At 71.1% G+C, this 11690-nt stretch carries 12 protein-coding genes; 3 read left to right on the forward strand and 9 right to left on the reverse strand.

Annotated features, from left to right (window positions below):
• Window position 1: 1 nt before the first annotated feature.
• On the reverse strand, window positions 2–1012 hold the full coding sequence (locus ACZ4O3_RS29505) for a methyltransferase domain-containing protein (RefSeq protein WP_467725096.1): 1011 nt from the start codon (window positions 1010–1012) through the stop codon (window positions 2–4).
• A 78-nt stretch (window positions 1013–1090) separates the two neighbouring features.
• Between ACZ4O3_RS29505 and ACZ4O3_RS29510 the strand changes: the two genes are divergently transcribed.
• Window positions 1091–1495: a globin gene (locus tag ACZ4O3_RS29510; protein WP_362732609.1), complete on the forward strand. Its 405-nt coding sequence runs from the start codon at window positions 1091–1093 to the stop codon at window positions 1493–1495.
• A 34-nt stretch (window positions 1496–1529) separates the two neighbouring features.
• Here the strand turns inward: ACZ4O3_RS29510 and ACZ4O3_RS29515 are convergent, their stop codons facing one another.
• From ACZ4O3_RS29515 to ACZ4O3_RS29530, 4 genes are all read right to left on the reverse strand, one after another.
• Complete coding sequence (locus ACZ4O3_RS29515) at window positions 1530–2198, reverse strand: DUF8010 domain-containing protein (RefSeq protein WP_467725098.1); 669 nt, start codon at window positions 2196–2198, stop codon at window positions 1530–1532.
• Entirely contained in the window at window positions 2195–2605 is a 411-nt protein-coding gene (locus ACZ4O3_RS29520) for an acyl-CoA thioesterase (protein WP_351735214.1), read from the reverse strand. Before ACZ4O3_RS29520 ends, ACZ4O3_RS29515 begins: the two co-directional genes overlap by 4 nt.
• Before the next feature lie 6 nt (window positions 2606–2611).
• Window positions 2612–4276 carry an energy-dependent translational throttle protein EttA gene (ettA, locus tag ACZ4O3_RS29525; RefSeq protein WP_362720282.1) on the reverse strand — a complete coding sequence of 555 codons (1665 nt, stop codon included), beginning with the start codon at window positions 4274–4276 and terminating at the stop codon, window positions 2612–2614.
• Window positions 4277–4637: 361 nt separating this feature from the next.
• Window positions 4638–4973 carry a hypothetical protein gene (locus ACZ4O3_RS29530; protein WP_467725100.1) on the reverse strand — a complete coding sequence of 112 codons (336 nt, stop codon included), beginning with the start codon at window positions 4971–4973 and terminating at the stop codon, window positions 4638–4640.
• Window positions 4974–5234: 261 nt separating this feature from the next.
• Here ACZ4O3_RS29530 and ACZ4O3_RS29535 point away from each other — a divergent pair, with 261 nt between their 5' ends.
• The gene (locus ACZ4O3_RS29535; RefSeq protein WP_467725101.1) at window positions 5235–5906 is read left to right on the forward strand and encodes a hypothetical protein; all 672 of its coding nucleotides are present in this window, start codon (window positions 5235–5237) and stop codon (window positions 5904–5906) included.
• A 247-nt stretch (window positions 5907–6153) separates the two neighbouring features.
• The gene (locus ACZ4O3_RS29540; protein WP_467725103.1) at window positions 6154–6387 is read left to right on the forward strand and encodes a hypothetical protein; all 234 of its coding nucleotides are present in this window, start codon (window positions 6154–6156) and stop codon (window positions 6385–6387) included.
• A gap of 21 nt (window positions 6388–6408) precedes the next feature.
• On the opposite strand, the gene ACZ4O3_RS29545 is transcribed toward ACZ4O3_RS29540, so the two are convergent.
• The 4 genes from ACZ4O3_RS29545 to ACZ4O3_RS29560 form a co-directional block, all read right to left on the reverse strand.
• The gene (locus ACZ4O3_RS29545; RefSeq protein ID WP_362720294.1) at window positions 6409–6750 is read right to left on the reverse strand and encodes a hypothetical protein; all 342 of its coding nucleotides are present in this window, start codon (window positions 6748–6750) and stop codon (window positions 6409–6411) included.
• Between the two features lie 36 nt (window positions 6751–6786).
• Window positions 6787–8175 carry a Cys-Gln thioester bond-forming surface protein gene (locus ACZ4O3_RS29550; protein ID WP_385003107.1) on the reverse strand — a complete coding sequence of 463 codons (1389 nt, stop codon included), beginning with the start codon at window positions 8173–8175 and terminating at the stop codon, window positions 6787–6789.
• 365 nt (window positions 8176–8540) lie between these two features.
• Window positions 8541–9008: a single-stranded DNA-binding protein gene (locus ACZ4O3_RS29555; protein ID WP_467725105.1), complete on the reverse strand. Its 468-nt coding sequence runs from the start codon at window positions 9006–9008 to the stop codon at window positions 8541–8543.
• 299 nt (window positions 9009–9307) lie between these two features.
• Window positions 9308–11689, reverse strand: coding sequence for a YfjP family GTPase (locus tag ACZ4O3_RS29560; protein ID WP_467725107.1), 2382 nt, complete (start codon window positions 11687–11689; stop codon window positions 9308–9310).
• Between the last annotated feature and the right edge of the window lies 1 nt (window position 11690).

Here is an 11690-nt window from a genome sequence, read left to right on the forward strand (position 1 = left end):
CTCAGACCGGGAGCGGCCAGACGAACGGCCCCTCCCGGTCGTCCAGCCACACCCACTCCCCGTCCTGCGCCACCGTGACCCCGTACCGCTCCCGTCCGGGCATCCCCGCCCGCTCCCACACCTCGTAGGCCTCCCGAGGGCTCAGCACCCCCTGGGTCAGCTCCATCAGGAACTGGAACAGCTCGTCCTCGAGGGCCCGGGGCGGCACCGCGCCCACATCGCCCCGGGCCGCCCGCGGTACCCCGCGAAGCGGCACGAAGAACGCCGCCGACGGCAGGAACCGGCCCTCGGCGCACCCCCGTCCGCGCACGGTCAGCGCGAGCAGCCCGGTGGCCACCGGCGCGAGGATCCGGGCCCCCGCCGCACACTGCGCGACCCACGCCCGCGGTACGCCCGGCAGCGCGCAGGTCGCGATGATCCGGTCGAACGGCGCACGCTCCGGCACCCCCCGCGCCCCGTCCCCGGTGACGACGGCCGGCCGGTGCCCGGCCGCGGCCAGATGCCGCCGCGCCGACTCGGCGATCTCCGGATCGACATCCACCGTGGTGACGAGGTCGTCCTCGCCGAGCCGGTGAGCCAGCAGCGCCGCGTTGTAGCCGGTCCCGGCGCCGATCTCCAGCACCCGGTCGCCGTCGGCCACCCGCAGCGCGACCAGCATCCGCGCCATCAGCGAGGGCTGGCTGCTGGAGGAGATCAGCTGGCCGTCGCGCAGCCGGGTGGCCAGCGGAACGTCCTCGTAGGCACCCCGCACCCAGCGTTCCCGGACCCCGGGATCCGCGCTCTGGCCCCACCGGCGCTCATAGCCGTGCGCCCCGGCGACGTAGTAGTACGGCACGAACAGATGCCGGGGCACCGCTTCGAAGGCCTCCCGCCACACCGGCTCCGCCGCCCAGACCCCCTCGGCGTCGATCTCCCGCACCAGCTCGGCCCGCGCCGCCGCGGCAATCCCCTCGACGTCCGGAACATCCGGAACGTCCGGGACATCGGGGATGTTCGCTTCGTGGGCGTCCATGCGTCCACCCTAGAGCCCCTCCCCGCACCGGGTCCTAAGCCTCGAGTCCTCGGTCACCGCGTCTGAGACCATGGAGGGGTGAGAGAGATTCGGCGCGGCACGCTTCAGGAGAAGACCTTCTACGAGCAGGTCGGCGGGGAGGAGACCTTCCGCCGACTGGTCCACCGTTTCTACGAGGGCGTCGCCGGGGACCCGCTCCTCAAACCGATGTACCCGGAGGAGGACCTGGGTCCGGCCGAGGAGCGGTTCACCCTGTTCCTCATCCAGTACTGGGGCGGCCCCACGACGTACAGCGACAAACGCGGCCACCCCCGGCTGCGGATGCGGCACGCCCCCTTCACCGTGGACCGGGCCGCGCACGACGCCTGGCTGCGGCACATGCAGGTGGCCGTGGACGAACTGGGCCTCTCGGAGGAGCACCGGGAGACCCTCTGGAACTACCTCACCTACGCGGCCGCCTCGATGGTGAACACCCCGGACTGACCCGGGACCGGCCCCGACGACTGCGGGCGCCGGCTCAGCGGACGCTGACGTCCAGCGCCCCGAGTCCCGCCCGCCGTACGGCGATCGACCCGAACGGCGTGCGCAGCCGCAGCCAGGCCCCCGAGGAGAGCAGCACGGCCTCGTCGGCCGGACGCAGGAAACGCAGCGACTGGGCCGCGTGCACGGCCCGTACCGGAAGCCGGGTGCCGCCCACGGTCCGGGACCAGATGTCCCGCCCGATCCGGTCGAGTTCGGCCCGGGTACGGCTCTGGGGCGCCAACTCCGCGGTACGGGACCGGAATTCACCCACCGCGGCCGCCACGGTGGCCTGCAGCGCCTGCGGCGCGGGCAGTCCCGGCTCCGCCTGCCAGCCACCGCGCGGCGGCAGCACACCCGCCCACGGCGGCCCGGTGACCGCCTCCGGCACCCCGGCCGTGGCGGCCCGCTCGTCCACGGACTCCAGCAACTCCCCCGCGGAGACGGTCACATCGAGCGTGACGTCGAGGCCCCGTTCGTACGGCTTGGCGAGCCGGACCGCGCGGATCGCCAGCACCTCGAAGGACGGCGGACGCCCGAAGACGGCCAGCGCGGTGCCGGCCGCCTGGAGGCGTACCGCGGCCGACCGGTCGTAGTGCAGCAGCCGGGAGAGGAAGGCCGCGAGATCCGCCGCCTCCCCCTCGTCAGCCAGGTGGAGCACCGTCATGCGGCGACGGCCTCCTCCTTGTCGTCCCGGTACTCCTCCAGGAAGTCCCGCTCGTCGGCGGTGATCCGGCGCGGCCGGCCCGTCTCGAAGTCGAAGGGAACGACCACCGTGGAGGCGCGTACGTAGATCGTGTCGTCGTCCTTCACCTCATAGGTGATGGTGAAGGAGGCGGCCCGGATCTCGGTGATCCACAGCTCGATGTCCACCGGGTGGTGCCGGTGGACGAGCTGCCGCTTGTAGTCGATCTCGTGGCGGGCCACCACCGACCCCTGCTTGAAATCCTTTTCCGGACGGAACAGGAAGTCGATGCGGGCTTCCTCCAGGTAGCGGATGAAGACCGCGTTGTTGACATGGCCGTACGCGTCCATGTCGGACCAGCGCAGGGGGCAGCGGTAGTGGTGACGCAAGTGTGATCAGCCCCGGGTCAGCTTCTTGTAGGTGGCACGGTGCGGACGCGCGGCGTCCGGGCCGAGCCGCTCGATCTTGTTCTTCTCGTACGACTCGAAGTTGCCCTCGAACCAGAACCACTTGGACTCGCCCTCGTAGGCGAGGATGTGGGTGGCCACCCGGTCCAGGAACCAGCGGTCGTGGGAGACGACCACGGCGCACCCGGGGAACTCCAGCAGCGCGTTCTCGAGGGAGGACAGGGTCTCCACGTCGAGGTCGTTGGTGGGCTCGTCGAGGAGCAGCAGGTTGCCGCCCTGCTTGAGGGTGAGCGCGAGGTTGAGGCGGTTGCGCTCACCGCCGGAGAGCACGCCGGTCGGCTTCTGCTGGTCCGGGCCCTTGAACCCGAAGGCCGACACGTACGCGCGGCTCGGCATCTCGACCTGGCCGACGTTGATGTAGTCGAGCCCGTCGGACACGACCTCCCACAGCGTCTTCTTCGGGTCGAGGTTGGACCGGCCCTGGTCGACGTAGGAGATCTTGACGGTCTCGCCGACCTTGATGTCACCGGCGTCCGGCGTCTCCAGGCCCTGGATCATCTTGAACAGGGTGGTCTTGCCGGCGCCGTTGGGGCCGATGACCCCGACGATCCCGTTCCGGGGCAGCGTGAACGACAGCCCGTCGACGAGGACCTTCTCCCCGAAGGCCTTGTTCAGCTTGTCGACCTCGACGACGACGTTGCCCAGGCGCGGACCCGGCGGGATCTGGATCTCCTCGAAGTCCAGCTTCCGCATCTTGTCGGCCTCGGCGGCCATCTCCTCGTACCGCGCCAGACGGGCCTTGGACTTGGCCTGCCGCCCCTTGGCGTTGGAGCGAACCCAGTCCAGCTCCTCCTTGAGGCGCTTCTGCCGCTTGGCGTCCTTCTGGCCCTCGACCTTGAGACGGGTCGCCTTGGTCTCCAGGTAGGTGGAGTAGTTGCCCTCGTACGGGTAGGCACGCCCGCGGTCGAGCTCGAGGATCCACTCGGCGACGTTGTCGAGGAAGTACCGGTCGTGGGTGATGGCCACGACGGTACCCGCGTACTTGGCGAGATGCTGCTCCAGCCAGTTCACCGACTCGGCGTCGAGGTGGTTGGTGGGCTCGTCGAGGAGCAGCAGGTCGGGGGCCTCCAGCAGCAGCTTGCACAGCGCCACGCGGCGCCGCTCGCCACCGGAGAGCGTGGTGACGGGCCAGTCGCCGGGCGGGCACCCGAGCGCGTCCATCGCCTGCTCCAGCTGGGCGTCGAGGTCCCAGGCGTTCGCGTGGTCCAGCTCCTCCTGGAGCTTGCCCATCTCGTCGAGCAGCGCGTCCGAGTAGTCGGTCGCCATCAGCTCGGCGATCTCGTTGAACCGGTCGAGCTTGCCCTTGATCTCGGCGACGCCCTCCTGGACGTTCTCCAGGACGCTCTTGTCCTCGGTGAGCGTGGGCTCCTGCATGAGGATGCCGACGCTGTAACCGGGCGAGATGAAGGCGTCACCGTTGGACGGCTGCTCCAGCCCCGCCATGATCTTCAGCACGGTCGACTTACCGGCGCCGTTCGGGCCGACGACGCCGATCTTCGCCCCCGGCAGGAAGCTCAGGGTGACATCGTCGAGGATCACCTTGTCGCCGTGCGCTTTGCGCGCCTTGCGCATGGTGTAAATGAACTCAGCCAAGAGAAACCGTCCGGCAGCTTGAATCTGGCAGTGGGCAGATACACCCCATCTTGCCTGACGTCCAGCCTTGGGTGTTAACCCGTTTGGTTGGAGGGCTGTGACCTGGGGGTTCAGCGAGTACGACGGTAGCTCGCCTGTCACTGTCGGTCGCCGATGACCCTATCGCTGACCGGACAGACAGAACTGGGAGCTGAGCGCGACGACTCGTAAGAGGCTGGGGCGTCGCGCTCAGCACAGCTTTTGATCCGTAGCTCTGCAGAGATCGGCCGTTAGAGGTCATACAGGCTGCGGGGAGGGGCGTGACGGCCGACATTGGGTGCTGACGGTTGCTGGGGTTGCTGTACTCCGTTGCTGTACCGCATCACAGATCCACTCGGGTCTCCGTCTCCCGGCTCCCCTGCCGCAGCACGACGTGGGCCGGCCTGAACGGCACACCGCGAAGGGCCGGCTCCATCACCTTGAAGAGCGCCTCCGCATCCGCCCCGTAGGCGTACAGTACGGCTTCGCCTCCGCCGAACTCATTCCCATCCACTTCACCGACTCGCGCCTCTTCGACGGCGGCCGTCATGGTGCGCTCAGCGGCGAAGATCGTTTCCCGCTCGGCACGCGAGCCGTATTGGTCATCGCTCAGCCGATAGCGAGCAATGACGGCTTCTTCGTGTGTCTCCGGTTCGGGAAAATCAAAGAGCGTGTCCATGCGGGCACGATGCCACCAGCCTCTGACAACGCGCCCACACCGTATCGGCCGGCCACGAGCGAGCCGACGCACGCTTTCCAACTGTGGTGTAGGGAGCTGGGGTGCGGGCAGGGTCGCTCACCTGGGTTCAGGGGCGGCTGGCCCGAGGACGGGAGCGGTCTTCTGGTCTCGGCTGAACGTCGGCGAACGATGGTGAATGAGACGGAACGGCCGAACCACGAGCCCAGAGGCAGTGTCTGTCCCTCGTGCCATCATCCTCACGTGCTCAGGATCCCGGGATACGAAGAGGGCCCTCTGGTCCAGGACAGTGCCTACCTGGATGATCCGCTGTTCTGGCCCGTGCACCTCGGCACTTCGTTGCAGGGGGAGGACGCGCAGCGAGCTGCGTTCGGCGCTGACTGGGACGCGGCCATGGAGCCGTATCGCGGGCTGTCCTCCGAGCGGGAGTGGCCGGTGTTCAGCGTGCCGCTGTCCTCGGGGCACACCATTCACGCCGTCTACCGCAACATCGAGGGTGACCACGGGGTGGACTACCTGATACATCACCCAGCCTGGTCCGCAGCGGAAACCCTTGCCGTGGATGACGGTCACTTCATGGGACCGGGCATGGCCTGGCCGGAGTTGCTGTCCGCTGCCCGACATCCGGCCACAGAGGGCATTGCCGACCCCGACGCGCGGCTCTTGCTGCTCTTTCCGACACTCGGCGATGCGCGACTTCCCGACGACGCGGCCACCACCCTGACTACCGCTCTCGCCGCTCTCACCTTGATCGAAGAGCCTGCCGAAGTGGCGGGCATGCTCCTGGAGAACCAGGGCCAATGGGCACCTGCTCACTGGAGACTGGCAGACGGCGCCTGGATCAACGACGGTGGACACTCGTACCGAAACCCCGGCAACGCCTTTGCTCTGCCCGAGGGACACCTCGGGAGATGAGTGACGCGCTGGACAGCAGGCAAGCGACAGTACGCCGGACATCCGGCTGAAGCTCGCAGCTTGGGAAGCTGCGAGCACTTGGGGATCGTTCGTGCGCTGGCCTGGGCGAACGGCCGCGGTGTGGTCTCGTCGGGCCTGCTTGATCCAGAAGCTGTCCTTCTCGTCCTTCGACGCACTCATGGGCAGGAGTTGAAGCTCCTTGGCGAGCTGGTAGAAGCCGGGGCCGGCATCGTTGGCGGTCAGGTAGTTGACGAGAGCCGACAGCATCAGCGGGGGATCAGAGGGGGAACCCCGCGCCTGGGACCTGTTCGTCCGTATGGAATGGATCGACGACCTCACGCTCCAGCTTGATGCGCTGCTGGAGTTGATCGCGCCGCACGTCGCACAGCAGGGCTACGGCGGCCACATACGCGACGAGTACGCCCTGGACGTGAAGACCTTCAATTTCCACGACGGCACCTATGACCGCATCGAGCTCTGAGCACAGGGGCCGTCGGGGGAATCAGCCGCGGTCGGGCGGAGGCTTCTGGAGGGCTCGGTGGAGGAGGACGGCTGTCGCCGCCGCCGCGGTCACGGCTCCGGCCGTGCGGTAGGCGTGGGAGGAGCGCCAGGAGAGGACCGACCAGCGGGACTGGGCCGACAGGACGGATCCCGTGCTCAGCCATGAGCCAGCCGAGATCAGCGACAGCGCCGAGCCGATCGAGCCCACCGAGAGGGCGCTGCCGATCGAGCCGACGGACAGGGCCGATCCGACCGACCCGACGGACAGGACGGATCCCACCGAGCCGATCGACAGGACCGAGTCCTGGGACCACAGGGAGAGCACCGACGGCGACTTGGTCATGGGGTCATACTGCCCTGCGCGGCCCTGCGGCGGGGGTCAGTCGCCCGTCGGGTTCTCCCTGCGGCGCAGGATCACCAGGACCGCGCCGCCGATCACCACCAGGCCGATGGCCACGCCGGTGATCACACCGGTCGCGGAGTCGCCGCCGGTCGCGGCGAGGTTGACGTCGGAGGCGGTGCCGCCGACCGAGGCGGGGCTGGGCTCGCTGAGGGTCTGGGTGGTGAGCCCGCTCTCGGCGGCCTGGGTCTTGCAGTCGAAGACGCCGGTGAAGCGCCGTTCGAGGCCGTTGGCGCCGGTGATCGTGAAGTCGTAGACCTGGTCCTCCTGGAGCGGGATGGTCACCGTCCGCGAGGTGTTCGCGGGGACGGTGTGCTCGGTGTCCATCAGCTCGAAGGTGAACGGCTGGTCGCCGGTGTTGGCCGCGGTGATGTCCACGCCGCCCGCGGCGCAGTTCTTCTCGGCCGACAGTGCCGGTATCGCGCCCTGCTCCGCCCAGGTCGCGTTCGCGGTCGCGGCCACCGTGGACTCGCTGGAGCCGGCCAGGATCTGCGTCTGGCTGCGGCTCTCCGAGGTGAAGGCGCGGCCGACCGGGACGGTGGTCGACGCCTGCACGGTGAGTTCGGCGGACGCGTCCGTGGCGTCGTCGGGGACCTTGAAGTACAGCTCGCCGCCGTCCTGGGCCGTGGTGACCGGCCTGCCGCTCCGGTCGGTGATCCGTACGCCGCTCAGGGCCGCGTCGGCGGGCGGGACCACGGTGACGGTGCGCGCGTTGGTGTGGACCTCGACCGGGCCCAGCAGGTCGCCCGGCCGGCCGGAGACCGCGGGCGGGTCCAGGGTCAGCGAGGCTTCCGGCTCCGACTGGCCGCGGGCGTTCCTCTCCAGGTAGTCGGCGAGCTTCTCGGCCTGCGGGTCCACCGCGTCGACGTCCGCGCCGTCGGAGTAGCGCCAGATCGCCACCTGGGTGCCGGCCGCAGCGTCCTGTTCGGTGAGGGTGCCCACTCCGGCCTCGCGGGCGAGCGAGGCGAGATCGTTGACCTGCGGGTAGGAGTTCTGCAGGATCCAGCGGATCTTGCCGGCGTTCGTGTTGGCGCCCAGTGAGGTGCCGCTCCAGGCCGTCTCGTGGTACTTGGCGTCCCTCTGGGTGGGGTTGTGGAGGTCGACGCAGTACGTCTGGAGGGTGCCGCCGCCGTCCACGGACATCTCGAACAGGCCCGCGGCCACCTGCTCGTCGCCGCTGTCGCCGTGCACGACGGCCTCGCCGTAGGTCTTCAGGCCGCCTATGGTGGCCGTCGCCCCGCTCTGGCTCTGCCCGGTGCCGTCGTCGGCCGCGGCCCGGCCCGCGCCGGTCAGCACGGCGGCGGCCACCAGCCCGGACGCCAGTGCGGCGGCGGCGAGGCGGGTCACGCCTCTCGCCGGCACGGACATACCGGAGTGCCTGGCGGACGCACCGGGCGCCGAGGGACCAGAGAACGCAGCGAGCACAGAATTCCCCTTCGAGCAGGACCCCTTGACCGCGGGGGGTGGTCCCACCAGCAGAATCGGCTACCCCAGGGGCCACGCCCGGCATCCTATGGATCAGCCGGACCGCTCAATCCCGGTGAGATGGTCGGATGAGCGATCCGATCCGTAATCGTTATCGCCTGGTGCCGGATGAGCGGCGGTTGTCGACAAATCCATCTGATTGTCGGGACGGGCACTTGCAAGTGCCCTCGCCGACAGACCGTCAAGGTGCCTTTGCTGAGCCGCAGTTCGGGTGGGTTATGCCGAACAGGCCTTCATCCGCAGCGATTTCACGGCACCGTCACCGGTTCCGGCTGTTGTCGCGCGGGAGTGTCGGGGGACTCCCGCGGGGTCTCCCAGTCCGGCTCCGGGCGAGGTGGCGCCGGTGCCGCCGTATCCGGCTTCCCGGCCCTCCGGAAGGCGGCCGTACCGCGTGCCAGGTCGTGGCCGATCGCCACCGCGTCGATGTCGGCGGAGGTCCACTGCTGGCCCTCCCGGGACTCGGTGCGCACCTTCAGCCGCCCCTGCACGACGACCGGGTCACCGACGGACAGCGAGGCCGCCGCGTTGGTGGCGAGCTGCCGGTTCGCCCACACCGTGAAGAAATTGGTGTGGCCGTCCGTCCAGGTGTTCTTCTCACGGTCCCAGTAACGCGAGGTCACCGCCAGCCGGAAGCGCGCCGACGGTCCCGCCGCCAACTCCCGGTAGACCGGCTGCGTCGCCACGTTTCCCACCGCGCAGACCAACGTCTCGTTCATCACGAACCCCTCCCTCGCCCGGCCGCCGGGGCCGGGGCGGTTCCGCCTACGGGCCCGTCCCGTACGGCTGTGTCCATCGCGGCGGCCGCCTTCGTGGCGATCGCCGCGGGACCCAGACTGCCGTCGCCGGGCCGGACCCGCTGAGCGCTGTGGACCACCGCCGGCCTGGGGAAAACCCCGCCACCCGGACGGGTGACCCGCATCCGCCAGGACGCACCTCACCCGTCACGGACCAACGGTCTGCTGACCGGCGACCGGCAGACCCCACCCCACCCCGGACCCGCGCACAGCGGCCGTCGTCACCCCACCCCGGCGCCGGTCCGCGTCACCCTGCCGTACTGCTCCCGCACCTCCTGGTAGCGCAGCAGCTCCGCCGCCACCGGATCCAGCACCCGGGCCCGGCCGCACCCGGCCGCCGCCTCCCGCAGCCTGCGTTCCGCCTCCAGGCCGTACCGCCGCGCCGGTCCCCGGGCCGCGATCCGGCAGCCCCACTCGACCAGTGGCCCGCCGACGATCCCGGCGACCATCAGAAGCACCGGCACGCCCAGGTTGGGCGCCATCACCCCGGCGATCTGCCCGACCAGCCACAGTCCGCCGACCACCTGGAGGAGCGTCATCGCGGCCTGGGCCAGCACCGCCACCGGCCACCAGCCCGGCCGCGGCGGCCGCCCCGGTGGCAGCCCGGCCTGGGCGGCCAGGCCGTCGAGCGTCTCCGACAGCCCCTGCGAGCCACGCACGGCCGCCTCCCGCACCGCCAGCGCCCAGGGCGCGGGCAGGCCTGCCGAGGCCCGGTCGGAGACCGTGCGCACCGCCTGCTCGACGCGCTGCCGTGCGGTGGCCTCCTCCTCCGGCTGGGCTTGCTGCAGGCGCCCCGTGGGCTGCTGCTCGCCGCGCCCCTTGTGCCAGCGCCACAGCCGCAGCCAGGGGGTGCCGCAGGCCCGGTTGGCATTGCGCAGCCAGGCGCGTTCGGCGGCCTCGCCGGCGGCGGTGGCACCCACCGCGTCGGCGAGCCGGCCGGCGAAGTCGTCGCGCGCCTCCTCGCTGAGCCCGGGGAGGTGCCCGGTGGCGTACACCGGCCGCAGCCGGGCCGCGGCGGCGTCGACGTCGGCGGCGACCCGGCGGGCCGCCGCGCCCCGCTCGGAGACGAACTGACCGAGGGACTCACGCAGTTCGCCGATGCCGTCGCCGGTGAGCGCGGACAGCGCGAGCACCGTGGCGCCCGGTTCGCCGTACTCGCCGAGCGCGACGCCGTCCTCGTCGAGCACCCGGCGCAGATCGTCCAGGACCAGGTCGGCGGCCTCGCCGGGGAGCCGGTCGATCTGGTTGAGGACGATGAACATGACCTCCGCGTGCCCGGACAGGGGCCGCAGATAGCGCTCGTGGAGCACCGCGTCGGCGTACTTCTCGGGGTCGACGACCCAGATCACCGCGTCCACCAGCTTCAGGATCCGGTCGACGTGGTCGCGGTGCTGGACCACGGCCGAGTCGTGGTCGGGCAGGTCGATCAGGATCAGCCCGCGCAGTTGCGCGTCCGCCTCCGGGTTGTGCACGGGGCGGCGGCGCAGCCGGCCCGGGATGCCGAGCCGGTCGATGAGGGCCGCACTGCCGTCGCTCCAGCTGCACGCGATGGGCGCGGCGGTGGTCGGACGCCGTACGCCGGTCTCCGAGATGGCGACTCCGGCGAGCGCGTTGAACAGCTGTGACTTGCCGCTTCCGGTCGCACCGGCGATGGCGACGACGGTGTGCTGGCCGGAGAGCCGGCGCCGGGCGGCGGCCTCGTCCAGGACCCGTCCGGCCTCGGAGAGGGTCTGGCTGTCGAGGCGGGTGCGGGACAGGCCGACGAGTTCGCGCAGCGCGTCGAGGCGGGCACGCAGCCGGCCTTCGTACGCCAGCGGGGCGGGGGGCGGGGCGCCCGGGCCCCGGGTCTCCGTGACGGGGACGGCCGGTTTGGCGGTCTCGGTGACCCGGCGGGCGATGAGACCGTCGTCCCAGACGTCCTCGTCGGCGGTCTGGCCGTCGTCACCCGGCCCGAGCGGCTCCCGCCGTTCCGCCTGCTCCCGCCGCTCCGGCTCCGCCTGCTCCCGCACGCGCGCGTGCGGGACGGTCTCGGTGTCGCTCTCCGCGGCGCCCCCGGCACCGGCCGCCGGCGCCGCCGCGGTGCCGTCCCGCCGGTCCTCGGCCCCCTCCGGTACGGGGTCCTTCGCGAGGCGCGGCGACGAGGCACCCGTACGGTCCTTCACGGCGCCCGGCGGGCGATCCGGCGCGGAGCCGGTCCCCGCGCCCGTCCCCGCGCCCGTCGCCGGACCCGTCGCCGAGTCCCGCCCCGGGACCTTCCGCGAGTCCCTCCCCGAATCCTTGACCGACTCCATGAGGGTGCCTTTCGCGGTGTCCTTCGCAGCGGCCTTCACCGGGTCGGGACCAGCGTCGCGGGCGCGGTCCGGCACGGACTCCCGGCCCGCCTCCCGGCCCGGCTGCCGCCTCGCCTGTCGTCCCGGCTCCCGTCCCGCGTCCGGCGCGGCGTCCGGCGCGGGCACGGCGCCTTCGAGGTCACCGGAACAGCCACCGGTGAAGTCACCCGGTCGGTCGCCGGCGAAGTCACCCGGTCGGTCGCCTGTGCAGTCACCGGTGTGATCCGTGCGTTCCATGCGATCCGTGTGGTCGTGGTCAGTGACGGCGGTCACC

It is taken from the genome of Streptomyces sp. NPDC026515, assembly GCF_055567595.1.